The organism is Vibrio sp. QJM3NY_39, from assembly GCF_057785895.1.
Genome location: NZ_CM173505.1, coordinates 3371692 through 3397806, shown reverse-complemented (window position 1 = coordinate 3397806; position 26115 = coordinate 3371692). Strand labels below are relative to the sequence as shown.

Annotated in this window: 25 protein-coding genes; 23 read left to right on the top strand and 2 right to left on the bottom strand. The window is 38.7% G+C overall.

The window, feature by feature from the left end; translation table 11 throughout:
- The first annotated feature begins 17 nt into the window (after positions 1-17).
- The 22 genes from AC3CHU_RS15090 (at position 18) to AC3CHU_RS14985 (ending at position 22832) form a co-directional block, all read left to right on the top strand.
- Positions 18-458 (top strand): low molecular weight protein-tyrosine-phosphatase, encoded by a 441-nt coding sequence (locus AC3CHU_RS15090; RefSeq protein WP_108156734.1) that lies wholly within the window; start codon positions 18-20, stop codon positions 456-458.
- 139 nt (positions 459-597) lie between these two features.
- A complete protein-coding gene (locus tag AC3CHU_RS15085; RefSeq protein ID WP_488524841.1) occupies positions 598-2760 on the top strand; it encodes a polysaccharide biosynthesis tyrosine autokinase in 2163 nt (720 codons plus the stop codon).
- 147 nt (positions 2761-2907) lie between these two features.
- The gene (gene rfbB, locus AC3CHU_RS15080) at positions 2908-4005 is read left to right on the top strand and encodes a dTDP-glucose 4,6-dehydratase (RefSeq protein ID WP_488524840.1); all 1098 of its coding nucleotides are present in this window, start codon (positions 2908-2910) and stop codon (positions 4003-4005) included.
- Positions 4005-4892: a glucose-1-phosphate thymidylyltransferase RfbA gene (gene rfbA / locus AC3CHU_RS15075; protein ID WP_488524839.1), complete on the top strand. Its 888-nt coding sequence runs from the start codon at positions 4005-4007 to the stop codon at positions 4890-4892. Before rfbB ends, rfbA begins: the two co-directional genes overlap by 1 nt.
- Positions 4892-5773 carry a dTDP-4-dehydrorhamnose reductase gene (gene rfbD / locus AC3CHU_RS15070; RefSeq protein WP_488524838.1) on the top strand — a complete coding sequence of 294 codons (882 nt, stop codon included), beginning with the start codon at positions 4892-4894 and terminating at the stop codon, positions 5771-5773. Before rfbA ends, rfbD begins: the two co-directional genes overlap by 1 nt.
- Positions 5774-5777: 4 nt before the next feature.
- Positions 5778-6326, top strand: a complete 549-nt coding sequence (gene rfbC, locus AC3CHU_RS15065; protein WP_488524837.1) for a dTDP-4-dehydrorhamnose 3,5-epimerase — start codon at positions 5778-5780, stop codon at positions 6324-6326.
- Positions 6323-6733 (top strand): sugar 3,4-ketoisomerase, encoded by a 411-nt coding sequence (locus tag AC3CHU_RS15060; RefSeq protein ID WP_488524836.1) that lies wholly within the window; start codon positions 6323-6325, stop codon positions 6731-6733. Before rfbC ends, AC3CHU_RS15060 begins: the two co-directional genes overlap by 4 nt.
- Complete coding sequence (locus AC3CHU_RS15055; protein WP_488524835.1) at positions 6714-7241, top strand: GNAT family N-acetyltransferase; 528 nt, start codon at positions 6714-6716, stop codon at positions 7239-7241. Before AC3CHU_RS15060 ends, AC3CHU_RS15055 begins: the two co-directional genes overlap by 20 nt.
- 1 nt (position 7242) lies before the next feature.
- Positions 7243-8346, top strand: a complete 1104-nt coding sequence (locus AC3CHU_RS15050; RefSeq protein WP_488525501.1) for a DegT/DnrJ/EryC1/StrS family aminotransferase — start codon at positions 7243-7245, stop codon at positions 8344-8346.
- A gap of 144 nt (positions 8347-8490) precedes the next feature.
- Positions 8491-9801: an O-antigen translocase gene (locus AC3CHU_RS15045; protein WP_488524834.1), complete on the top strand. Its 1311-nt coding sequence runs from the start codon at positions 8491-8493 to the stop codon at positions 9799-9801.
- A gap of 20 nt (positions 9802-9821) precedes the next feature.
- Positions 9822-10712 (top strand): glycosyltransferase, encoded by an 891-nt coding sequence (locus AC3CHU_RS15040; RefSeq protein WP_488524833.1) that lies wholly within the window; start codon positions 9822-9824, stop codon positions 10710-10712.
- Positions 10712-12604, top strand: a complete 1893-nt coding sequence (asnB, locus tag AC3CHU_RS15035) for an asparagine synthase (glutamine-hydrolyzing) (protein WP_488524832.1) — start codon at positions 10712-10714, stop codon at positions 12602-12604. Before AC3CHU_RS15040 ends, asnB begins: the two co-directional genes overlap by 1 nt.
- Complete coding sequence (locus AC3CHU_RS15030) at positions 12604-13737, top strand: glycosyltransferase family 4 protein (RefSeq protein ID WP_488524831.1); 1134 nt, start codon at positions 12604-12606, stop codon at positions 13735-13737. Before asnB ends, AC3CHU_RS15030 begins: the two co-directional genes overlap by 1 nt.
- Entirely contained in the window at positions 13724-14317 is a 594-nt protein-coding gene (locus AC3CHU_RS15025; protein WP_488524830.1) for a DapH/DapD/GlmU-related protein, read from the top strand. Before AC3CHU_RS15030 ends, AC3CHU_RS15025 begins: the two co-directional genes overlap by 14 nt.
- 1 nt (position 14318) lies before the next feature.
- Complete coding sequence (locus AC3CHU_RS15020; protein ID WP_488524829.1) at positions 14319-15488, top strand: O-antigen polymerase; 1170 nt, start codon at positions 14319-14321, stop codon at positions 15486-15488.
- Positions 15489-15531: 43 nt separating this feature from the next.
- Positions 15532-16443 carry a glycosyltransferase gene (locus AC3CHU_RS15015; protein WP_488524828.1) on the top strand — a complete coding sequence of 304 codons (912 nt, stop codon included), beginning with the start codon at positions 15532-15534 and terminating at the stop codon, positions 16441-16443.
- A complete protein-coding gene (locus AC3CHU_RS15010; RefSeq protein WP_488524827.1) occupies positions 16440-17330 on the top strand; it encodes an NAD-dependent epimerase/dehydratase family protein in 891 nt (296 codons plus the stop codon). Before AC3CHU_RS15015 ends, AC3CHU_RS15010 begins: the two co-directional genes overlap by 4 nt.
- 10 nt (positions 17331-17340) lie before the next feature.
- Positions 17341-17889, top strand: coding sequence for a sugar transferase (locus tag AC3CHU_RS15005; protein WP_488524826.1), 549 nt, complete (start codon positions 17341-17343; stop codon positions 17887-17889).
- A gap of 74 nt (positions 17890-17963) precedes the next feature.
- Complete coding sequence (locus AC3CHU_RS15000) at positions 17964-19895, top strand: polysaccharide biosynthesis protein (protein WP_488524825.1); 1932 nt, start codon at positions 17964-17966, stop codon at positions 19893-19895.
- A 264-nt stretch (positions 19896-20159) separates the two neighbouring features.
- Positions 20160-21692, top strand: coding sequence for a 2,3-bisphosphoglycerate-independent phosphoglycerate mutase (gene gpmM / locus AC3CHU_RS14995; RefSeq protein ID WP_488524824.1), 1533 nt, complete (start codon positions 20160-20162; stop codon positions 21690-21692).
- 246 nt (positions 21693-21938) lie between these two features.
- Complete coding sequence (locus AC3CHU_RS14990; RefSeq protein WP_488524823.1) at positions 21939-22193, top strand: hypothetical protein; 255 nt, start codon at positions 21939-21941, stop codon at positions 22191-22193.
- A gap of 156 nt (positions 22194-22349) precedes the next feature.
- Entirely contained in the window at positions 22350-22832 is a 483-nt protein-coding gene (locus AC3CHU_RS14985) for a hypothetical protein (protein ID WP_488524822.1), read from the top strand.
- Positions 22833-22886: 54 nt separating this feature from the next.
- Here the strand turns inward: AC3CHU_RS14985 and AC3CHU_RS14980 are convergent, their stop codons facing one another.
- Together AC3CHU_RS14980 and AC3CHU_RS14975 are read right to left on the bottom strand one after the other, a co-directional pair.
- Entirely contained in the window at positions 22887-23387 is a 501-nt protein-coding gene (locus AC3CHU_RS14980; RefSeq protein WP_488524821.1) for a methylated-DNA--[protein]-cysteine S-methyltransferase, read from the bottom strand.
- Between the two features lie 73 nt (positions 23388-23460).
- On the bottom strand, positions 23461-24810 hold the full coding sequence (locus tag AC3CHU_RS14975) for an MATE family efflux transporter (RefSeq protein ID WP_488524820.1): 1350 nt from the start codon (positions 24808-24810) through the stop codon (positions 23461-23463).
- A gap of 159 nt (positions 24811-24969) precedes the next feature.
- Here AC3CHU_RS14975 and AC3CHU_RS14970 point away from each other — a divergent pair, with 159 nt between their 5' ends.
- On the top strand, positions 24970-26091 hold the full coding sequence (locus AC3CHU_RS14970; RefSeq protein WP_488524819.1) for an LPS O-antigen chain length determinant protein WzzB: 1122 nt from the start codon (positions 24970-24972) through the stop codon (positions 26089-26091).
- Positions 26092-26115: the final 24 nt, after the last annotated feature.

The following is a 26115-nucleotide window of genomic DNA, read 5'->3' as shown; positions in this document are numbered from 1 at the left end:
ACAGTTAGAAGTCAGTTATGTTTAATAAGATTTTAGTGGTCTGCGTGGGTAACATTTGTCGTTCACCGACTGGAGAGCGCGTTCTTCAAAAATTGCTACTGAACAAAGAGGTAGCTTCTGCTGGCATCGCTGCTGAGAAAAGCCGTTTAATTGGTAAGTCAGCAGACGACACGGCGATTTTAATTGCCGCTGAAAATGGTGTCGATGTTGAAAATCATCAGTCGCAGCAAGTTACACCACAGCTTTGCGCCCAGTATGATTTGATCTTGGTGATGGAGAAGGGCCATATGGAGGCGCTCACTCAAATATCACCAGAAGCGCGTGGTAAAACCATGCTGTTTGGTCAGTGGATTGGCCAAAAAGACATTCCAGATCCGCACCGTCAAAGCCGTGAAGCGTTTGAGTATGCTTATAAGTTGATTGACGAAGCAGCACAAGCTTGGGCAAAAAAACTGTAGGTTTAAATAGATAGCTTTTTTAAATGTCATGCTCTAAACGTAGGCGTGTCTAAGCCATCAGCAGAATCATATAAAAGAGAAGTACGCGGAGCGTATATATCGTCTCTTAAATAGCAATAATTTAGGAAGTAGCAATCTGATGACAACACAACCATCTCAGCAATCACACACAGATAACTCTGATGAGATAGATTTAGGAAAACTGCTTGGCATCTTATTAGATGCTAAATGGCTAATCATGCTCACCACATTTGCTTTTGCTGTGTTTGGTATTGCGTTTGCCCTGCTTTCAACCCCAACATACAAAGCCGATGCGCTTATTCAAATTGAAGAGAAGAGCTCTGGCGGTATTTCATCAATGGTTGGTGATATGGGGGAGTTGTTCTCTCAGGAATCTTCTGCAACGACAGAAGTGGAAATCATCAAATCTCGTATGATTTTGGGGGAAACGGTCGATAAGTTTAACTTAACGACTGTGACATCACCTAACTATGCGCCAATCGTCGGCAAAGGCTTTGCACGCTTAACGGGTGACATCAACCACATTGCGGTTAGCCGCTTTTCCTTGCCAAGTTATGCGAGCGACTACGGACACACGATCCAGATCCTCGATGTTGAGCAGGGTACTTACCAATTGGTTCGCGACGATGAGCGCGTTATCCTAAAAGGCAAAGTGGGTGAGCTAGCAACATCTGATGATTACAGCTTGTTTGTGGCAGGTTTTGAATCGCATAACGGTTTTGAATTCTCGATTGGTCAACGCAGCCGACTAGAAGCGATCGAATGGTTGAAATCTTCTTTGTCTCTGTCTGAGCAAGGTAAGCAGACCGGGATTTTGAAGCTGAGCTTTGAAGGCGAAAACAAAAAACAGATTTCTGAAATCCTTAATCATATTAGCCAGATCTATTTCTTACAAAACGTGAAGCGCAATTCAGCGGAAGCAGAGAAGAGCCTTTCTTTCTTAGAAAGTCACCTTCCTGGCATTAAATCTGAGCTAACTGGCTATGAAGACGTATTAAACAATTACCGCCAAAAGAACGAATCGATCGATTTGGGCTTAGAAGCACAATCAACCTTGAAGGTAATGGTAGAGCTTGAAGCGCAATTAAATGAACTGACGTTTAAAGAGAGTGAAATCAGCCAGCGCTTCACTAAAGATCATCCAGCATATAAAGCCCTGCTTGATAAGCGCAAAACGCTATTAGGTGAGAAAGAGCGTCTAAACAAGCAAGTACAAAAATTACCGAAAACACAACGAGAAGTACTGCGTATGACACGTAATGTTGAAGTAAACCAACAAATCTACATCCAGCTTTTAAACAAGGTTCAAGAGCTGAGCATCATCAAAGCCGGTACCGTCGGTAACGTTCGTATCTTAGATGACGCGCAAGCCTATGCTCGCGCCGTTAAACCGAAGAAGCCATTGATTGTTGTATTAGCAACGCTATTAGGTGGCATGCTAAGTGTCGCACTTGTATTAGTGAAAGCGGCCTTCCATCGTGGTGTGGAAAGTCCAGATCAAATTGAACAAATTGGCTTGCCGGTTTACGCAGCGGTACCAAAATCAGATTTACAAATTGAGCTAACCAACCGCTTTAAATCGAAGAAAGTAAAAACCAAAGGCGTTCAGGCATTGCTTGCCGAATCGAACCCTGCGGACCTTTCGGTTGAAGCACTGCGTGGCCTTCGCACCAGCTTGCACTTTGCGATGCTGGAAGCGAAAAACAATGTGTTAATGATCTCTGGCCCAGCTCCGGGCATCGGTAAATCATTCATCTCGACCAACTTTGCTGCAGTAGCTGCAAAAACAGGTCAAAAGGTATTGTTGATTGATGCGGATATGCGTAAAGGTTACCTACAACAAAGCTTTGGTGTGAGCTGGGACAACGGCCTTTCTGATGTATTGAGCAGCAAACAAGAGTTTGCTCAATCAGTGAAAACGACACCAGTAGAAAACCTAGATATTATTACTCGCGGCCAAGTGCCACCTAACCCATCTGAACTGCTGATGCACCCACGCTTTGCAGAGCTAATGGAGTGGGCATCAAAAGAGTATGACTTGGTAATTGTCGATACCCCACCAGTACTCGCGGTAACCGACCCAAGCATTGTGGGCGCTTTTGCTGGTACAACTCTGATGGTTGCTCGTTTTGGACTGAACACAATTAAAGAAGTTGATTTCGCACGTAACCGGTTCGAGCAGTCTGGGATTGAAGTTAAAGGTGTTATTTTTAATGCTATAGAAAAAAAAGCTTCTAGCTCTTACGGCTATTACAATTATGTGTACTCAAGTGAAAATTAAAATCACTTTAGGAGTAATATATAGTTAAGGGCTATCAATATTTTTACAGAGTATTAACTCTTAACATGACAGTATCGATGATGATACTAGTCAAAACTTTAGTAAGCCTTTATTGATTAGGCTTTAACAATTTTACAAGAGAAAACTATGAAGATCCTCGTCACTGGTGGTGCTGGCTTTATCGGCTCTGCGGTCATTCGTCATATCGTCAAGAATACTTCTGACAGCGTGGTCAACGTTGATAAGCTCACTTACGCAGGGAACTTAGAATCTCTACTAGAAGTGGGCTCGAACGAGCGTTATGTATTTGAAGAAGTCGATATTTGCAACCGAGCAGAGCTTGATCGAGTGTTCGCTGAGCACAAACCAGATGCAGTCATGCACTTAGCGGCTGAGTCGCACGTTGACCGCTCAATCACTGGCCCAGCGGCGTTTATCGAAACCAATATTGTTGGCACTTATACTTTGTTAGAAGCCACACGCGAATATTGGAATACGCTTGAAGAAGATGTGAAACAAGCATTTCGTTTTCACCATATCTCGACTGATGAAGTTTATGGTGACCTGCCGCACCCAGATGAGGTTCCAGAAGGCACTGACCTGCCGATGTTTTTAGAAACAACTTCGTATGAGCCATCAAGCCCATACTCGGCGTCAAAAGCTTCGAGCGACCACCTAGTGAGGGCATGGTTACGCACTTACAGCCTGCCTACTATCGTAACCAATTGCTCAAACAACTACGGTCCTTATCACTTTCCTGAAAAGTTGATCCCATTGGTCATCCTCAATGCGCTTGAAGGCAAAGATTTGCCGATTTACGGTAAAGGTGATCAAATTCGAGATTGGCTGTTTGTAGAAGACCATGCTCGAGCGCTCTACAAAGTAGTGACTGAAGGTAAAGTAGGCGAGACCTACAATATCGGTGGTCATAATGAGAAGAAAAACCTCGAAGTCGTCAATACGATTTGTGACATCCTAGATACTCTAGTACCGAAAGAGTTAGCGTATGCAGAGCAGATCACGTACGTTCAAGATCGTCCTGGTCACGATCGTCGTTACGCGATTGATTCGAGTAAAATGCAGAGTGAGCTAGATTGGACGCCAGAAGAGACGTTTGAAACCGGCCTTCGTAAAACAGTGCAATGGTACCTAGACAACTCAACATGGTGTCAAAACGTGCAAGATGGTAGCTACCAACGTGAGCGCTTGGGTGTAGAAACAACTAAATCAAAGGAAAGTAAATAATGAAAGGGATTGTTCTAGCTGGTGGCTCTGGCACACGTTTGTATCCATTGACTCGTGGCGTATCTAAGCAACTCTTGCCGATTTATGACAAGCCAATGGTGTTTTACCCAATCTCGACATTAATGCTTGCTGGTATTAAAGACATACTTATTATCACCACACCAGAAGACAATGCAGGATTCCAACGCCTACTGGGCGATGGCTCTGATTTTGGTATTAACCTTGAGTACGCGATTCAACCTAGCCCTGATGGCTTAGCACAAGCGTTTATCATCGGTGAAGAGTTCATTGGTGATGACAGCGTGTGTTTAGTGCTTGGTGATAATATATTCTACGGCCAATCTTTTTCAAAAACACTACAAAGCGCGGCTTCTCGTGAGTCTGGCTCAACCGTATTTGGCTACCAAGTAAAAGACCCGGAACGTTTTGGTGTGGTCGAATTTAATGATGAAATGAAGGCTATCTCGATTGAGGAGAAGCCAGAATCGCCAAAATCTAATTATGCAGTAACAGGCTTGTATTTTTACGATAACCGAGTGGTTGAGATGGCGAAACAAGTGAAGCCATCTCATCGTGGTGAGCTAGAAATTACGACGTTAAATGAAATGTATCTCAATGATGGGTCACTAAACGTAGAGTTATTGGGACGTGGCTTTGCTTGGTTAGATACTGGCACGCATGAAAGCCTTCATGAAGCCTCGTCATTCGTACAAACGATAGAGAATGTCCAAGGCTTAAAAGTGGCTTGTTTGGAAGAAATTGCATGGCGCAACGGTTGGTTGAGTGATGAGCAAGTTCTGACTTTAGCGAAACCGATGATGAAAAACGAATATGGGCAATACCTGACCCGTTTGGTGAATGAAGCTAAAAAAAAGGCAGTCATCTAATGCGTGTTCTAATTACTGGTTGCTATGGGCAAGTCGGCTCCTGTTTAACTAAACAGTTAGCTGACAATGAGAATACAAAGGTATTAGCACTTGATAGAGAGTCTCTTGATATTACCAATCAAGACGCTGTCAATGCAGCGGTTGCTGAGTTTGAGCCTTGCGTCATTATTAATGCGGCGGCACATACAGCGGTTGATAAGGCTGAAGAGGAAGTAGACCTTTCTTACGCGATAAACCGTGATGGTCCCAAATACCTCGCACAAGCAGCCCAGAACGTTGGTGCTGCAATGCTGCATATCTCGACCGATTATGTCTTTGAAGGCAATAAAGTTGGCGAGTATACAGAAACGGATGCTACAAACCCCCAAAGTGTTTACGGTGAAAGTAAGTTAGCTGGTGAGATTGCTGTTGCCGAATCATGTGAAAAGCACATTATCCTCCGTACAGCTTGGGTTTTTAGCGAAAGTGGCAATAACTTCGTTAAGACTATGCTTCGTTTGGGAAAGAGTCTAGACACTTTAAATATTGTGGGGGACCAGTTTGGTAGTCCAACATATGCTGGAGATATCGCGAATACACTGATTCAAATTTCTAAGCGCATTACTCAAGGTGATACGGTTGAATACGGAGTTTACCATTACGCGGGTTTGCCACATGTTAGTTGGTTTGATTTTGCTGATGTGATTTTTGATGTAGCTATAGAACAAGCGCTTATAGTGAGGAAGCCTAATTTAATTTGTATTACTACCGATCAGTATCCCACTCAGGCAAAGCGCCCAGGGAATTCTCGATTAAGTACAAGGAAAGTAACTAGCGCTTTTTCCGTGGAGGCTAGCAATTGGAAAGCCGCATTGCAAAATATTCAGTGTTATACAGGATAATATAATGAAAGTTATAGATACACGTATCCCTGATGTGAAAATTATAGAGCCAAGAGTGTTTGGAGATGAACGAGGTTTCTTTATGGAAACTTGGAATCAGGAGCTATTTGAAAAGTTAGTGGCAGGGCGTCCCACCCGTTTTGTTCAAGATAATCATTCAAAGTCAAAAAAGGGCATTTTACGCGGACTGCACTATCAGACGGAAAACACCCAAGGTAAGTTAATAAGAGTTGTTTCCGGTGAAGTATTTGATGTTGCGGTGGATGTCAGAAAAGGATCATCCACATTCGGCCAATGGGTCGGAGAATTTATTTCAGCGGAGAACAAACGTCAATTGTGGATTCCAGAGGGCTTTGCACATGGATTTTATGTAATGAGTGAAGAAGCTGAGTTTGTTTATAAGTGTACAGATTATTATAATCCAACGCACGAACTATCTTTATTGTGGGACGATGCAGACCTGATGATCGATTGGCCGAATAATGTAGCTCCTATTTTGTCAGATAAAGATAAATACGCTAAAAAATTTCAAGACTTTAAGGCTTTACTATGAATGTTAAGTTAATACCTCTTCAAAGCCATGGTGACAGTCGAGGTGCGCTCGTCTCATTAGAGACGCATAAAAACATCCCATTCGATATAAAGCGAGTTTATTATATATTCGATACAGAAAAGGACGTTGAAAGAGGATTTCATGCGCATAAGGATCTAAAGCAATTAGCAATCGTTGTTAGTGGTAGTTGCCGATTCAGACTTGATGATGGAAATGAGAGAATTAGTGTTTATTTAGATAATCCATCCCAAGGCCTATATATAGATTCTTGTGTTTGGAGAGAAATGTATGATTTTTCAGATGACTGTGTATTAGTTGTATTAGCAAATAATTATTATGACGAGGCTGACTATATACGAGATTATGAACAATTTATAAGGCATGTTAATGGACAATCTAAAAAGTAAAACAATTAAAATGCGTTTGGTTGAGGAAGGTGATGCTGAGTTTATTGTAAATCTTAGAAGTGATGAGCGATATAACCAGCATTTATCTAAGACTAGTAATGATATCGAGAGCCAATGTCAATGGATTCGCGAGTACAAAACTAAAGAAAAAAATAAAGAGCAATACTATTTTATTATTGAAAGAATTGATGGAACCCCATGTGGTACTGTTCGTTTATATGATTTTAAGGGTGATTCCTTTTGTTGGGGCAGTTGGATATTAAATAAAGATAAGAGTAGATACGCTGCAATTGAAAGTGCACTTCTTGTATACAAGTTTGCTTTTGAAGAATTATACTTCAAACGTTGCCACTTTGATGTAAGGAAAGATAATATTAAAGTTATTCAATTTCATAGTAAGTTTGGAGCAAAGAAAGTCGGAGAAACGAAAGATGACTTTCTATATGTAATTTTTCCTGGTGATATAGAAAAAATAAAAATAAAGTATAAGAAAATAGTTGGCTACTGATATGATAGAATTCCTTAACTTAAAAGAAATAAACTCTCAATACTCTGATGAATTAAAAGAGGCATGCGCAAAAGTTATCGATAGCGGTTGGTATATAATGGGGGAAGAGCTTAACAAATTCGAAAAAGAATTTTCGGGATATTGTGGTTCAAAGTATGCAATTGGAGTTGCAAATGGTTTAGACGCGCTAAGCCTAACACTTAGAGCGTGGAAGGAAATGGGCAAACTAAGTGATGGTGATGAAGTAATCGTACAAGCTAATACTTATATAGCCTCTATTCTAGCTATCTCAGAAAATAACTTGAAGCCGGTATTAATCGAACCAGATATTAATACATATAATATGTTTCCTGAAAATATAAGGACGGCAATAACCTCTAAAACAAAGGTTATATTACCTGTTCACCTTTATGGGCAAATATCGCCTATGGACGAGATCATGGAAATCGCTAAGCAGCATGACTTGTTGGTGTTAGAGGATTGTGCCCAATCTCATGGTGCTAGTATAAATGGAAAAAAGTGTGGTACTTGGGGAGATGCTGGAGCATTTAGTTTTTACCCTGGTAAGAATCTTGGCGCTTTAGGTGATGCAGGAGCCATAACAACTAATGACTCTGAACTTTTATATACCTTACAAGCGCTAAGAAATTATGGTTCGCATGAAAAGTATGTGAACAAATATAAAGGAGTAAATAGTCGTCTAGATGAGATACAGGCTGCAATGTTATGTGTAAAACTCAAATACCTTCAATCAGAGATCGAAGCTAGACGTGAAGTTGCCTCTAGATATTTATCTAACATAAAAAACCCAAAGCTCAAGCTTCCACAACTACAGGCTTCTGAATCTCATGTTTGGCATCTTTTTGTTATTATGACAAAAAATCGAGAAGAGTTTCAAAAGTACCTTAGTCATAATGGAATTCAATCACTGATTCACTATCCTACACCACCTCATAAACAAGAAGCATATTTAGAAATATTTGATCACTCGTACCCTGAGACAGAGTTAATACATAATGAAGTGTTAAGTTTACCTATTAGCCCTGTAATGGATTTAAAATCGGTTGATGAAATTATTGAAGTGATTAACTCTTGGGCTCCTTAATGAGCTAGTAAATAACATTGGGGAAAGGATGGAAATTATAAAACTAATACGACTGAGTTTTTTGTCGTATTAGTTTAATCATAAATCATAAATCATAAATCATAAATTTTTATGTTATACGTATGTCCATGCAGTGAAAATTAAGTGGCGGCAAATTTGAATTTAGTAAAAACATCGTTATGGTCAGCTTTAGCGACTATCATAAAAATAACTTCAGCGTTAATAATAAATAAAATGCTGTCGATTATTATTGGGCCATCTGGTTTGGCAACATTTGGGCAGTTTCAGAATGTACAAAGTGTTATAGCAATAATATCTCAAGGCGGTATCAATTCTGGCGTAACAAAGTATACGTCTCAATATTCAGATAATGTTGAAGAGCGTAAAATAATTTGGGGAAACTCGTTAAGAATAACTCTTTTATTTACGTTAATTACTAGTGTTATAACATATGTATTCTCCGATAAGCTCTCCATTTACATATTTAGCAACCTTAGTTATGTTTTTATTTTTAAATTTTTATCTATATCCTTAGTTTTTTACGCCATTAATCAGCTTTTATTATCCATTCTTAATGGGTTAAAAGAAGTTAAGCTTTATATAAAGGTGAATATATATCAGAGTATATTTTCACTAATTCTTACCGTGATATGTTTGTTCTTTTTTGGGCTAAAAGGGGCATTATATGCAATGGTGTTAAACCAATCGGTTGTGTTTATTATTCTTTTATGGATGTTACGAGGACGAATTTTTGATATTTTTTCAGACTCAGACTCAGACTCAGACTCAGACTCAGACTCAGGAAGTAATAATTATTATAAAAAACTATTCGCCTACACCATTATGACTATTACATCAACTGCGAGTGTGCCGATTACACATCTTTTTATTCGAAACTATATAGGAGAAAATTACTCTTGGGATGCTGCAGGCTATTGGCAAGCAATGATGTATATTTCAGCTATGTATCTTATGGTTATAACCACAGCATTTTCTACGTATTACCTTCCTAGGCTTTCTGAGTTAAATTCGAAAGAATCGTTGAAGACGGAATTAATATATGGTTATAAGATTATTTTACCAATTGTATTGGTTCTGTCTTTATGTATTTTTCTGATGAAAGATATTATAGTATACATACTTTTTTCGCCAGATTTTAAATCTATGTTACCGTTATTTAAGTTTCAACTTGTTGGCGATGTGATAAAAATATGCTCGTGGTTATTATCATATGTTATTTTATCTAAAGCGATGGTAAAGACTTTTGTAACAACAGAATTGGTGTTCAGCTTATCTTTTTATGGACTTAGTGTAATCTTTTTGGACAATTACGGCGTTATAGGTCTTAGTTATGCTTATGCTACAAATTATACTCTTTATCTGATTTGTATGTTTTTAGTTACTTATAAGCTAATCCTTCGAAAAGAAATTAGTGATGAAATTGGCAATCAATAAAATTTATAGGAAAATGTGTAGTGTCTGATCCATTAGTTAGCGTGATGGTTGTAACGTACAACCAACAAGATTATATACAAGAGTGTTTAGATTCAATAATTAATCAAGATTATAAAAATATTGAGATAGTTGTATCTGATGATGGGTCTATAGATAAAACACCTGAAATATTGAAAGAATATGAAAAAACGCACCAAGGAAAAGTGAAAGTAATACTTTCTGATAATAATGCAGGGATTACCATTAACTGTAATAAAGCACTTACAGAATGTAAAGGTGATTATGTGGCATTTATGGGTGGTGACGATTATATGTATCGAGAAAAACTATCAACCCAAGTAAAACATATGCAGGAAAATTATAATTGTTCTATAAGCTATCATGATTTAAGTGTATTTGACTCGAAATCTAGAAATATATTGTACAACTTTAACGAGCGAAATGGCTTTGTTGTAGGGGAACAAAGAGATTTAATAAAAAGTGGTGCTTTGTGTGGAGGGAGCTCTGTGGTAATTAGAGCTAGTGCAATACCGGAAGCGGGATTTGATAATAGGTTACCAGTCGCGTCGGATTGGCTTTTTTTTATTGAGGTTTTAGAAGGGGGGGGAGAAATTGATTATATCAATAGTGTTCTTGGCGCCTATAGAAGACACTCTAATAATGTTACAGTCGAGACAACCGAAATTAGTCAAAATGATCTCGATCACCTGTTTTCACTTTCAATTTTAATGAAAAAAAACCCTGAAAATTTTGATGTAATTAATTATAGACATGCAATGAATCTCGTAGGGTTAAGACACAAATTGCCATATTTTAAAGCAATGTCAACAAGCTTCATGATGTCACCTAATCGTAAAGCATTTATTGGAATGGTTGCAAAAATAATGAGTTTTGGGAAGGTTGAATTATAATGTGTGGTATTACTGGATTAATCGAATTTGGAAGAGAAGTTGATAACAATATATTAGAATCAATGACCGATGCTATTTATAAAAGAGGTCCTGATGATAAAGGCTTATACAAGAAAGAAGAACCGGAATACTCAATAGGCCTTGGGCATCGCCGGTTATCCATATTAGATTTGTCTTATGCAGGTCATCAACCGATGCATTATGATAAACTTGTAATGGTCTATAATGGTGAAGTGTACAATTTCAAAGATATACGGTTGGATCTTGAAAGTAATGGATACGAATTTGAATCTGAATCTGATTCTGAAGTAATAATAAAGGGTTTCCATTGTTGGGGATATGAACTATTACCTAAATTGAATGGTATGTATGCGATTGCAATATATGACGTTAGTCACCACAAGTTGATATTGATCAGGGACCGTGCAGGTGTTAAACCAATATATTATTCAATGAATGACGAAACTTTATTATTTTCTAGTGAGCTAAAATCACTTCACTGTCATCCCAACTTTGATAAAAGTATAAGTGTTGGTGCTATGAGAGATTATTTCAGCCAGGGTTATGTATCTTCTCAAGAATGTATTTTCAGTAGCTGTCATAAGGTTGAATCAGGTAGTTATGTTGAGTTTGATCTTAAAGCTAAAACAAAGTCGATCGTAAATTACTGGTCTGTTTATAATTATTATAACGAAAATAAATTAGATGTTTCAGAAAAAGATGCAATAGAGAAGGTTGAATCCCTTTTAACATCATCTTCAATGTATCGAATGATATCAGATGTACCAGTTGGAGTTTTCTTGAGTGGTGGATATGATTCATCTTTATTAGCAGCAATATTATCTCGTAATACTGAAGAAAAACTAAAAACCTATACAATCGGGTTTGAAGATTCTGGGTTCAATGAAGCTACTGATGCAAAAATTATAGCCGAACATCTAGGTACAGAACACAAAGAGTTTTATTGTAATGAACATGATTGTATTGAGATAATTGAAGAATTGACTGATATTTGGGATGAGCCTTTTGCAGATAACTCTGCGATACCTACATATTTGGTTTCAAAAATGGCAAAATCGGACGTCAAAGTTGTTCTTAGTGCAGATGGTGGTGATGAGTTATTTGGTGGGTATGAAAAGTATAACACCGCATTAAAGCTAAATAGTCTTTATAGTAAATTACCGAAAAAAGAGTTGCTATCTAACTTTATCTACTCGATCAGTGAGAATAAGTTATTAAATAGGCATTTGAACTCTATTGAGCACAGGCTCAAAAGGATATCAGATTCTTTGTTGTCAAAAGACGAGTACACTCTCATGAAATCTATTACTTGTGTTTTTTCAAATAGAGAATTAGACCTGTTGTTGTTATCTAACTCTTCAAAGTCTGATCATGCTCTTCAGGGAAGCTGTCTGTCAGATAAAGTTGCTCCCTTGGATAAGATGCTAGCGATAGACTATGCTACGTGGCAAGTTGACGATATACTCCAAAAAGTAGATCGAGCAACGATGGCCAATAGCATTGAGGGACGTGAGCCATTCCTTGATTATAGATTAGTTGAATACATAGCTAAGTTACCGACAGAATATAAAATAAATAAAGGTAATAATAAGTATCTTCTAAAAAAAATATCAGAGAAATATATACCTAAGAGTATTATGGATAGACCTAAAAAAGGTTTTAATGTACCAATTGAAAAATGGTTACGTGAAGGTTTATTGGAGAAAAACATCCATTTCTTCTCTCGAAATTATGTTGAAAACCAAGGTTTATTTTCATATGATCAAATTGAAAAATTGATTACAAAGTTTGAAGATGGAGACCGTCATGCATCATATAAAATATGGACATTAATGGTTTTTCAGAATTGGTATTCAAAGTGGGTTAGTTGATGAGTTTTAATAAGATAATATATGTACATGATTTTAAGCTTTACTTGGATGATAAAGATATTTATACGGCTGTTGGACTCCCTGAAAGTTACTTTGATAGGTTCCTCAGGCACGGTCAGGTTGAGGTAGAACTATTTAGTCGAACGGATTCTAAAAATCAGATACCTAAAGGGTTTACTAAGATAAAATCTAATAGAATATCGAGTATTAATAATAACTTCACATATTTTAGTTTTTTCAACCCTTTTAAAGTATTGAAGATGATGAAAATAGTAAAGAATAGTGATATCGTAATTATAAATTACCCTAGCCTAATTGGGCTCATGACTGCTATCTATTGTATGCTGTCAAATAAGAGGTATTCTTTAGAAGTAGCAGCTGATCACGACCAATTTTCCTCTAAGAGATTTGGTGCAATTTTGACAGCTATTTTTTCCTTTTTATCACCTATTTTAGTTAGAAATGCGGTGGCAGCGATATATGTCTCAGAGTACTTAAGTAATAAGTATCCTAACTCTAATTCAGAAGTTTGTAGCAACGTTAAAATATCTTCTTTAGTTAATGCTCCCAAAAAACTTTTAACCAAACCCAGTTATAGTATTTTATTTGCCGGCGGTTTGAATAAACGGAAAGGGATTTCTATCCTATTGCATTCACTATCGACAATGAAAAGCTCATCATCAAGTAATTTCGTTTTGCATTTAGCAGGTGGTCACCCCGATTTTGATTATGAGTCTCTTGCAAATGAGTTGGGTCTGAGTGAACACGTTATTTTTCATGGTATAGTTGATAAAGATACCCTCAATAAATTGTATGCAGAATGTGATATTTATGTGCAACCAAGTTTTTCGGAAGGGATTCCTAGGGCTACTTTGGAGGCGATGTCATTTGGGCTGCCAGTTGTTGCTACCGATATTCCTGGATTTAGAGAAATTCTGAATCAAGAACACTTGGTTACTCCTGGTAATCCTATACTGTTTGCCCATAAAGTATTAGAAGTGATGAGCGATCAAAAAATTTACGCTGAGTTATCATGTTCTAACTTATCGAAAGTTGATGATTTTTCGGAAGACAAACTTAACAATAAGAGAAATTGTTTTTATAAAAAGGTTCTTTCTAATGAATTTTATTAAAGGTTATAGTCTACTTGAGGTTGTGAGACTATCATATTCATATGTTGTTACCAAACTATTATTTAAGCGCTGCAGAATTATTCGTCAGCCCATGTATATAAGAAATAAAAGTCTAGTTTATTTCGGCGAAAAATTCACGTCAGGAAGATATTGTAGAATTGATGCATTTAATAATATAGATCAGAATATAAAAATTGAGTTTGGGAAGAACTGTCAAATTAATGATAATGTGCATATTGCATCTATGAATAAAATTACATTTGGTGATGATGTTCTTGTGGCAAGTCGTGTATATATATCAGATCATAACCATGGTTCTTATAGTGGTTGTGAACATAGCGCGCCTACAGAAATTGCATGCAAAAGAACTTTAACAGCTGCACCAGTATCTATCGGCAATAATGTTTGGATTGGAGAAGGTGTGGCTATACTTCCTGGTGTATCATTAGGAGATAATTCGATAATTGGAGCTAACTCAGTTGTAACTAAGAGCTTCGGTAATGATTTGATTATAGCAGGTAATCCGGCAAGAATAATTAAACGATACTGCAAAGATAGTTTAAAATGGACGTCGGTATAGGATGTCTAGTATTAACGGCAATAAAATTGTTTTTTTGTTTTCTCCAACTTTTATTATCTCGATAGTATGGTCTTTAGCATTGCTACTTAGTGTTTTATTCTCCAATGGTATTGATCTTATTGTTATTTTATCAATAGCCATCTTCTACATTTCATTTAATTCTGGAGTTGTTTTCAAGAAATTGCTCTATGTTAAATTTCCAAGGAAATATTATAAGGGCGATTCGTTTGGGCACATTTGTCTATTGTATGTTTTTACTTTAATAAATATTTTTTATTTTTTTGATGTTAGTAAGCTTATTTTTAGTTTTGGTTTTGAGTTCCTTTATTTTTATAGAATCTCTGTAATTGAAGGTGTGCCACTGGTGTCATATTATTCTTTTTATGTAGCTATATTACAGTTAACATTTGGATTAAGTTTATATCTTTTAGTCTATAGTTACTACTGGAATTCAAAAAATCATATTAAGACTATTTACTTTTCATTGATATTATCATTGATTTTGACTCTTCTAGATGGCTCCCGATCATTTTTTATGATGGGAGCTGTCTCAATTTTAATTTTATTACTATATTTTGGTAAAATAAAAATTAAATCAGCTATTTTGTTTTTTATATCCATATTATCTTTATTTATTATGTCATTCGGGTTGTTGAGAGGTACAGATAGCGGTTTTTCGGTAGGGTTAAATTATCTGGTTGTATATATATCTGGTGGGGTTAGGGCTCTTAACTATGTTTTTTCTAATGATATTCGAGTTTTCTGGGGAGACTGGGTGTCAATTAGTAATAAACTTCATATGTTAGGTCTACCGTTAAACTATCAAGATTTAAGTCAAGCTAAGCTTGAGTTTGTTGATTTCAATTCCGATTATCAAACGAATGTATTTACGGCGTTGGGTGTATATTTTACTGCATTTGGTTATGGTTTTGTTATATACGCATTTTTATTTGGTTTTTTAAGTCAATTATTTTACACTCTTTTTAAAAGATGCATATCGCCGATTTCTGTTTTTGTATATTTGGTTTTTATTAACACTATTGTATTTAGTATATTTCATGATTACACAATTAATCTAGTTTATTATTTAGCTAAGGTTGTTTTTGTGTTGGTTATTTCTGGTTTTTTATCATTTTTTATTTCTTTGGTCACTTTAACTAAACGTTTTTAAAATTTTTAGTTTATAGTTAGGCTTTTTATCTTTGGGGTTGTATATGGTTAAGGTCTGTGTATTGCTTGCTGCTTACAATGGCGAGAAATATCTGGAAGAACAAATGGAATCAATTTTGTCACAAAGTAATGTCAAATTAGATATATTTGTAAGCTTAGACGCATCTACTGATAGTAGCTTTGATTTACTATCTAAGTATTCAGAACTTGAAAATGTTCATTTTTTGAGTTATGGCTTAAGGTACGGAAGCGCTGGTCAGAACTTCTTTCATCTCTTGACAAATGTTGATTTTTCTAATTACGATTATGTTGCCTTTTCAGATCAAGATGATGTTTGGCTAAAGAATAAGCTCGAAGTGTCGCTACACAATATGACTATTAGTTCTGCAGACGCATACTCTGGAAATGTTACTGCTTTTTGGCCTAACGGTAAGTGTGCTTTAGTAAAAAAAGATCATAAACAATGTCAGTATGATTATTTGTTTGAGTCAGCAGGTCCTGGTTGTACCTTTGTGTTGAGCAAAGTACTTGCTCTAGACATTAGAAAATATCTGCTCGATAATCTTCCAAAGGTTGAAAAACTTTGGTTGCATGATTGGCTGTGTTATAGCTTTGCTCGTTCTAGGGGCTATACGTGGGTTATTGGATCTGAACCATTAATGTTATATAGGCAGCATGACGATAACGAGGTTGGTGCCAACAGTGGACTGAGAGCTTTGATTGACAGAGCTAGAGTTGTTTGGAGTGGTGAGGCTCTAGACAGAGTGACTTTTCAAGCTGACTTTCTTGGTCAACATTCCTTACCGATAAAGTTGATCAAGACAAATAGTTTGAGTAGTTTGTTTAAACTATCTTTAATCGGTTTTAAATGTCGTAGAGGTTTTGTCGAGAAAATTATATTTTCAATTGCCATCCTACTTTTGTCAATTAAGCGAACTTTCATGAGGGGATTATGATTTTATTGACGGGAGCTAACGGCTTCGTAGGAAAAGAAATATTAAAGCTGGACTGCACAGTAAAAGGGATGTATCGAACTTATAATAACCAGAAACCCCCATTTTCAGTTGTACAAAGGCTCGATGGAAATACAGAGTTCGGTGATACCTTCGACAACGTTGAGTCAATTATACATCTGGCAGGCGTAGCTCATTCCAAAATGGAATATATTTCTGAATACCAGGAAGTTAATGTTCAAGGTACGTTAAATTTAGCACAACAAGCTGCTGATTCTGGCGTAAAACGCTTTGTTTTTGTTAGTTCAATTGGAGTGAATGGAACTGAAACATTGCAAGAACCATTTTCGGCGAAGTCTAAGCCCTGCCCACGAAGCTTCTACGCGAGATCTAAGTACGACGCAGAATTGGGTCTAAAGGAAATAGCCAAAGATACTGGGATGGAAGTTGTTATTGTTCGTCCAACTTTAGTGTACGGACGTAATGCGCCTGGAAACTTTGGTGCTTTAGTGCGCTTAGTTCGTAGGACTCCTTTTTTACCGTTTGGGATTATAAATAATAAACGAGATTTTATTTCAGTGCAAAATTTGGCTCATCTATTGGTAGTGTGTACAGAACATCCAAGTGCAGCAGGGCGTACCTTTTTGGCATCAGAAGGGGAAACCGTATCTATTCAAGAGTTTACAAATGCTATTGCTGAGGCTTTAGGCAAGCAGCTTTTTCAGTTACCTATTCCTGAACAAGTGCTAAAATTAACAGGTAAGTTACTCTGTAAGTCGGCGATAGTCGATCAATTAATTGGTAATTTGCAGGTTGATTCATCAAGCCTACAGGATACATTAGGCTGGAAGGCGCCTTATAGTATGAAAGAAGCACTTTCTTCACTTTAGAGAATAAAAAATGATAAGAATTATAGACTTTATTGCATCTTTTTTAGGGTTGTTTTTTTTGTGGCCAATCCTTTTGATCGTTACTTTAATCGGTGTCTTTGACACCGGTGCCCCTATTTTTGTACAGAAGCGTGTCGGTCGTAATATGAAACCATTCTTTTTGATAAAGTTTCGTACTATGTGCATTGATACAAAGTCTGTAGCGAGCCACCTTTCTGACTCCTCTTCTATTACTAAATTTGGGTTATTTTTAAGAAAGTCCAAGCTCGACGAATTACCTCAGTTAATCAATGTTGTAAAAGGTGAAATGAGTTTGGTGGGGCCTCGACCTAATTTGTTTAATCAAGAGGATTTAATTAAAGAACGTAACGCATTAGGGGTGTATGATGCGTTACCCGGAATAACTGGTTTAGCTCAAGTTCAAAATATTGACATGTCAACACCAAAATATTTGGCAAAAATAGACAAAAATATGATCGATACTTTAAATGTTAGAAATTATTTCAAGTATATTGTTATGACTATTACCGGTAGCGGTTCCGGAGATGCGATCAAGTAACACTAAGTCTAGATTAATTTTCTAGTGTTAAATTATGCAATAATTCCCTTAAAAAAAGTGTTAAGAATACCTTTATGCAACGTTTAAATTTTATTTGGCATCTATCTCGTGTACACAAAAGGCTTATCAGCGTTGCGATTGATAGCCTTTTCATTCTTTTTGCTTTGCATGCAGCTTTGTGGACAAGATTAGGTGATGTAAGGTTTTTGAATGATAATGATAATTTATTATTGATTGGCTTAACCATAGTATCAACAGTTCTAATTTTTACTAAAATGGGGCTCTATCGTGCCATTCTTCGATACTTGACTTTTCAAGCTCTGTTTGTTGTCACATCGGGAGCTGTATTGTCTGCGCTTACTTTAGCTGTCTTTGCTTATTATCTTCAAGAACCCATTCCTCGTACGGTACCTATCATTTATGGTGCCTACTTAGCACTATTATGTGGTGGTTCACGCCTTGTTATTCGTAGCCTCATTGTTACTACGTCAAAAGATTCTCGTGAGGAAGTTTTGATTTATGGCGCTGGTTCTGGTGGTCGTCAATTGGCAGTTGCACTTAGAGCATCTGAAAAATATAGAGTTCGAGCTTTTATTGATGAAGATAGCACACTTGTTAATACTATGATTTTGGGGTTACCTGTCATGGTGTTAAATAGGTCTGAATCGTTAATAAATAAGCATGGTATTTCAAAAATATTACTCGCTATCCCAAGTGCATCTCGTGCTCGGCGTAAAAAAATCTTAGACTTATTAGCCCGGCTTCCCGTCGAAATTCAAACAGTTCCAGAAATGGCTGACATCGTATCAGGTAAAGCTAAGATTGATGAGTTAACTGACGTACCTATAGAGGATTTGTTAGGGCGTGATGCAGTTGCTCCTCAGCAGGTTTTGATGGAAGCTAATATTAAAAACAAAGTGGTTATGGTAACAGGTGCTGGCGGCTCGATCGGCTCTGAATTATGTAGACAAATCTTAAAACAACAGCCCAAAGCTCTAGTTTTATTTGAAGTTTCTGAGTTTGGTTTGTATCAAATTGATCGCGAACTCTCTTTAGTCAAAGAAGCTAAAGGTTATGATGTTAAGATAGTTCCATTATTGGGGTCAGTTCAGCGTTCACATCGATTGTTAACGTCAATGAAATCCTTTAGTGTACAAACGGTTTATCATGCTGCTGCTTTTAAGCACGTACCACTTGTCGAGTACAATGTGGTGGAAGGCGTGCGTAATAATGTTTACGGGACCTACTATACCGCTAAGGCTGCTATTGACGCCGGTGTTGAATCTTTTGTGCTTATCTCGACAGATAAAGCTGTCCGCCCAACTAACGTGATGGGCACCACCAAACGTATGGCGGAATTAGGCTTGCAAGCTTTGGCTGAACAAGAGAACCAAAAAGAGAATGGTACACGTTTTTGTATGGTTCGCTTTGGGAATGTACTTGGCTCTTCAGGTTCAGTGATCCCATTGTTTAAGAGGCAGATTAAAGCCGGTGGCCCGTTAACCGTGACTCACCCAGATATCACCCGCTTTTTTATGACTATTCCTGAAGCGGCACAGCTGGTTATTCAAGCTGGAGCCATGGGTAAAGGAGGTGATGTGTTTGTGCTTGATATGGGCGAATCAGTGAAAATTACCGATCTGGCGGAAAACCTGATTAGACTTTCAGGCCTTTCTGTTAAGAATGAAGATAACCAACACGGCGATATTGAAATCAAATTCTCAGGATTACGCCCGGGAGAAAAACTGTATGAAGAGCTATTGATTGGGGACAATGTTGAGCGAACAGCCCATGAACGTATTATGACTGCGCAAGAAGTATTCTTACCAATTGGTGAATATGACACACTACTTGAATCTTTAGACTTTGCTTGTCACAACTTAGAGCATGAAACGATTCGCCAATTACTTCTTGATGCGCCGACCGGGTTTTCGCCAACGGATGGGATTGGTGACTTGGTTTGGAACGCGAGTCAAATGCAACCCGTGCTTAGCGAGAGCCCATGATAACGGTGAAAACAGATAGCTAATAGAGGGCCTAGTATTGTGATTACAAGGTTCCTTTTGATTGTATTGAATGTGCAACGAGTACTTATTTTTTGAGGTGGTTTCTATATTTCGCTAAACACAAAATGACGCTTTTTTTCATATTCGATCCTCCTACCTGCGCCCTTTCTTGATCTTCCACTACAGTTTTGACTGTAAACTGTAGTAAAATTACGCTAATTTGTTTTTATACCGATTTATTTTGAATTGAACGAGGTCAGTCCTATGTCAGCTAAGAAGCCAATGGCTCTAGTGATCCTTGACGGTTACGGTTACCGTGAAGACAACCAAGACAACGCTATCGCAAACGCTAATACTCCAGTATTAGACGGTCTTATTGCTAACCAACCTAACACGCTAATCTCGGCTTCTGGCTTAGATGTAGGCCTACCTGATGGCCAAATGGGTAACTCTGAAGTGGGTCACACCAACATTGGTGCGGGTCGCGTGGTATACCAAGATTTAACGCGTATTACTAAATCAATCGCAGACGGCGAATTCGCTCAAACTGAAGCGCTAGTGAACGCTGTTGATAAAGCGGTTAAAGCAGACAAAGCTGTACACATCATGGGCCTTATGTCTCCAGGTGGCGTTCACTCTCATGAAGACCACATCTACGCAGCTGTTGAAATGGCAGCAGAACGTGGCGCAGAGAAAATCTACCTACACGCATTCCTAGACGGTCGTGATACACCGCCACGTAGCGCAGAAAACACATTAGCTCGTTTCCAAGAGCTATTTGCTAAACTAGGCAAAGGCCGTGTGGCTTCGCTTATTGGCCGTTACTACGCAATGGACCGCGATAACAACTGGGATCGCGTTCAAGAATCTTACGACCTGCTTACTCAAGCGAAAGGTGACTTCACGTTTGATACAGCGGTTGCTGGCCTAGAAGCGGCTTACGCTCGTGAAGAAAACGATGAGTTCGTGAAAGCGACTGAAATCAAAGCGGAAGGCGAAGAGTCTGCCGCTATCGTTGATGGCGATGCGGTTATCTTCATGAACTACCGTGCCGACCGTGCGCGTGAAATCACACGTGCGTTCGTGCCTAACTTCGACGGTTTTGAGCGTAGCGTATTCCCAGCAATCGACTTTGTGATGCTGACTCAATACGCGGCAGACATTCCACTGCTTTGTGCATTCCCACCGGCTTCTCTAGAGAACACCTACGGCGAATGGCTATCGAAAGAAGGCAAAACGCAGCTACGTATCTCTGAAACAGAGAAATACGCGCACGTGACGTTCTTCTTCAACGGCGGTAAAGAAGACGAGTTTGAAGGCGAAGAGCGTCAGCTTGTTGCTTCTCCAAAAGTAGCAACGTACGACCTACAGCCAGAAATGAGCGCGCCAGAGCTGACTGAAAAGCTTGTTGCAGCAATCAAAGGCGGCAAATACGACGCTATCGTGTGTAACTTCCCTAACTGTGACATGGTTGGCCACACTGGCGTTTACGATGCAGCGGTTAAAGCCGTAGAGTCGTTAGACGAATGTCTTGGTAAAGTGGTTGAAGCGATCAAAGAAGCGGACGGCCAACTGCTTATCACTGCTGACCACGGTAACGCGGAAATGATGGTAAACCCAGAAACGGGCGGCATCCACACGGCGCACACTAACCTACCAGTGCCACTTATCTACGTGGGCAGCAAGAACGTTGAGTTCAAAGAAGGCGGTAAGCTGTCTGACCTTGCACCAACGATGCTGTCTCTGTCTGGTATTGCAATTCCGGCTGAAATGTCAGGTGACGTGATCGTTAAGTAATGACTGTTTTAGACAAATAGTTTTAACTTTTATCGAATACTAGAACGGCTGCACGCGAGTGTGGCCGTTTTTTTTGTGATTTTTTTGGACTCAATATTATACCAATCGTAGTAAATAGCAGGTCACCCTAACTTGTTAAAAACTTCGATAGCTTCGTTAGAATTTTTACTTGTAGAATAACTACTTATCGAAACTTCCTGTCAAAAAAAGTAGCCTTGTTCTCAAGCTTTTTCCTGCTTCTATTTTATGGCTGATATGGCTGATATGGCTGATATGGCTGATATGGCTGATATGGCTGATATGGCTGATATGGCTGATATGGCTGATATGGCTGACCCCGATCTTGATGAATCTGATTATGATCATAAGCATGAGTCTGCTTATAAACATGAGCCTTCTTATAAACATAAACATAAACATAAACATAAACATAAACATAAACATAAACATAAACATAAACATAAGCATCGAAGCGAAATCTATTCATCCCCCATTGTTTAGAAAATGAACAAAACCTTGCACATCAATTTTGTTAGTGCTAATTTGCCAATTCTTGAACGATCGTTCAGTTTTAATTTAATATGATTGGTTTGATGAAGATAAACCTTGGGGTGTTTTTCTATTCAAGCTGTTCTATTTCTCATGGAAGTCAAAAGTATGAATAAAAAGACGCTTATTATGACATTTGTTGTCGGCTTGATGGCTAGTATCGCCTTTATCCTGATTCAGCCTTTGTTTGGTATGTCGACCCTGACATCTCGACACGCTGCTGCGTACGTGACGTTAGGTGGCTACGATCCAACGAGTGCACTGGTGTTGTCGTGGGTTGTGCATGTTGGCGTTTCATTGTGTTATGCCTTTCTTTCGAACCTTATTTTTATCTTCAATTCATCGCTTTCCGTCAACCTCATCCAAATCGCCGTATTGGGTTGGATAACCACGCTTATTGCAACGCCAGCCAATGAATGGGTGGTGAAACTGGTGACGACAAAACAATTTCCGCCTATCAGTTCGTTATCTGCACTGAACACCGATGTTGGGCCTAAGTTATGGCTGCATATTTTGTTTTTTGTTCTTATCGTTGGTGGGTTATGGCTGACGAAAAAACAACGTTTCGCTATGGATGTTGCGAAGATTTAAAGGGCTGTCGCGAAGATTTAAAGATCACTTAAATAGGTACCTTGGTTTATTCGGCTATCTGTTTTTTGCCATTTTTAGCTCGTTTTTTAGCATTTTTAGCTCAAAATCCAGTAACCACTCTTTGCGGTTCATGCCGCCGGTGTAGCCCGTTAATGTACCGTTCGCACCAATCACTCGATGGCAGGGAACAACAATGCTAAACGGGTTCTTGCCGTTTGCACCACCTACCGCTCTTACTGCTTTCGGGTTGTCCATTCTTTTCGCTTGTTCACCGTAACTGATGGTTTCGCCATAAGGAATGGTTGTTAAAGCGACCCAGGCTTTGAGTTGAAAATCGGTACCTTTAGGTTCTAAAGGTAAATCAAAACAGGTGCGTTGGCCTGCAAAGTATTCGTCTAGTTGGCGAGATGCTTCTAGGCATAACTCGTCGGGGTTCTCTGTAATATCTAGCTCGACATTGATATGGTCAATTTCAACCATAGCTTGGCCATTACTTCTGATGAGCATTTTTCCAATAGGCGCGTCATAGTGCATTTTGTAAATAGTTTCTTCCATGTCATCTCCTTCTTCTAATCTTTTTCTGTTCTCAAGCTCTTCGAATCTCGATACCCGAATCTCTCATCTGCTCTTACATCTTTTTGCATCCCGCATCTGCTTTCGCCCTTACACGAAGCGCAAAGCAATACCCGGATATACCGCCCATGATGTTTCCTAGTGCTAAGCCAACAAACATCCCTTCGACACCATCGATTTGGCTGCCTATCCACGCAAAGGGCAAGGTAAACACAAACAAGCGCATGAAGCTCCACTGGAAGGCTTTAAGTGGTTGATGCATCGCGTTCATGCCGCTGATCAACATCATCACAATGCCTTGGAACCCATAGCTAAAGGGCACAACTAGCAGGTAATGCCACAATATGCCTCGCACTGACTCTTCTTGAGAGAAAAGGGCGGCCAAAGGAATGCTCAGTGGCACCATCATTAAGAAGACCAACCCTTGGAATAATATGGCAAAACGCATGCTTAGAAACAGTGCCTTAAAGCTGCGTTGAGGGTTGTTTGCGCCAAAGTTCTGCGCCATGAAAGGCGTAAGGGCAGAAGTAAGAGACATCAACACAATGATAAGAATGGACTCGATACGTTGCGCTGCGCCATACGCCGCCACCGCTTCAGTACCTTGCTTGGCCAACATCATCATGATGATGGCGCCAGCAAGTGGATTCAGAGCGTTAGACAAAGCGGCTGGTGTGCCTATTTTTAGGATTTGTCGCCAGTCACTGACGATGTTTTTCAGTTTAGGAGGAGCAAGCAGTTTTTCTCGCACCATCAATACGTACAGTGAGCCACACAAAGCACCAAACCAACTGAAACCACTGGCAATGGCTGCGCCTTGAATACCCAGTTCAGGGAAAGGCCCATAACCGAAGATGAGCAGCGGATCTAAAATTCCATTAATAAGCCCAGCCAGTAGCATGATCTTGGCGGGCGTTTTTGTATCACCTGTTGCTCGAATCGCGCTGTTGCCTGCCATGGGAATGACCAACAATGGGATCGCGAGATACCACACCGACATGTATTCCGATATCAGCGGCAGCAACTCTTGCTTTGCCCCTAATAGGGTGAACATAGGTTCTAAGAAAGTAATGCCTAGCGTAGAAGCGCAACCAACAAGAAGCAGAGCCAGCAATAAACCATGACAGGTAAAGCGTGCTGCATTTTGTGCGCAGCCTTGGCCAAGCAATCGCCCAATACATGTTGATAAGCCAATGCCAATGCCCATGGTGATGCAGTTGATGGCAAAGGTGACCGGAAAGGTAAAACTTACCGCTGCTAAGGCTTGGGTGCCAAGTAACGAGATAAAGAAAGTATCGACGAGGTTAAACATCAAGATCGCCACCATACCGAATATGGTCGGTATGGTCATGGTGCGCAATGTGTCTGTTATCGGGGCCGTTAAAAGCCCGTGCTTATCTTGCATATAAAGCGCCGATTGAACTAGAATAGTAGAGGTAGACTACAGTGAATTGTCATCTCTCTGAAGATCACTTTCATAAAGTTTACAAATCGTACAATACTAACAGCATACGGTGTGATAGCATTCTGCCGTTAATAATTTAGATGTTTTGAGAGATTTACAGTGAATCAGCAGACACAACCACAGTCGTACTCCCCGCAAAATCCACCGATGTACACAACGAACGATGAGGTTGATCTGAGAGAGCTTTTTAAGGCTCTGTGGGATAGTAAGTTAATAGTCATATTGGTGACTGCTTTATTTACTGTTAGTAGTATTGGTTTTGCTTTACTAGCTCAAGAGTTGTGGTCTTCTAATGCAAAGGTCGCAGAGGCTCAACCTCAAGATTTATCTACATATCAACAACAAGTGAAGCAGTTTCAGCCTATTTTTGATATATATCAAGATGATGGCACTGTCCTTGTCAGTAGAGAGTTAGACAGTTTGGTTGATTCTGAGGTATTGTTCCAACGCTTTGTAAATGCTTTTAATTCAACGAATAATAAGAGAAATTTCTTAGATAATAGTGTTGATTTCAAAGAGTTTAAAAGCTTTGTTGTTGGTAGTTCTGATATGACAGCAGATGAAATTAGAGCCTTATACGCTGAATGGTTTGATAGAATTTCTGCTTTTAAAGTCGATAAAAAGGATCGTAATTCACCATACACTATTAGCTTTCAAACAACGTCTAAGGAAAGCAGCTTCGATTTGTTAACAGCTTACATTTTGACAACAGAGTTAAAAGTTCATGAAGATGCATTTAATAACTTACGAGCGGTAGTGAATGGTAAGCGTAATGAATTGATTCAACAAAAAAAAATTTTAGAAAGCCAGGCAAGCAATAAGTTGTTAGTTGAAACTGAGCGAACAAAATATGCAGCCCAAATTGCCAAGTCTGCAGGAGTCGACAGACCTATTCAAACCGGTAATGAAAGTGAGCTATTTAGCATCGATTTAGGTGCTAAGGGCTTAGATGCAAAAGTTAAAGCTCTAGAGTCAGTTAAAAATTTAAGTGTTATTGAGCCTCGCCTTCAACAAATCAATGCAAAACTAGATATGTTGAATAACCTTGAAATTGATCGCACTGTAGAGTTTCAAACGTTTCGTTATCTAGAGAACGTAGAACAACCGATAACTCGTGATAAACCCAAGCGTACTTTGATTGCTGTTCTTGGCACATTACTAGGTGGTATGTTGGGTGTGGCGATAGTTCTCATACGATTTGCGTTTAGAAAAGAAGACTAAGTTTCAAATGGCTAGTATTACACC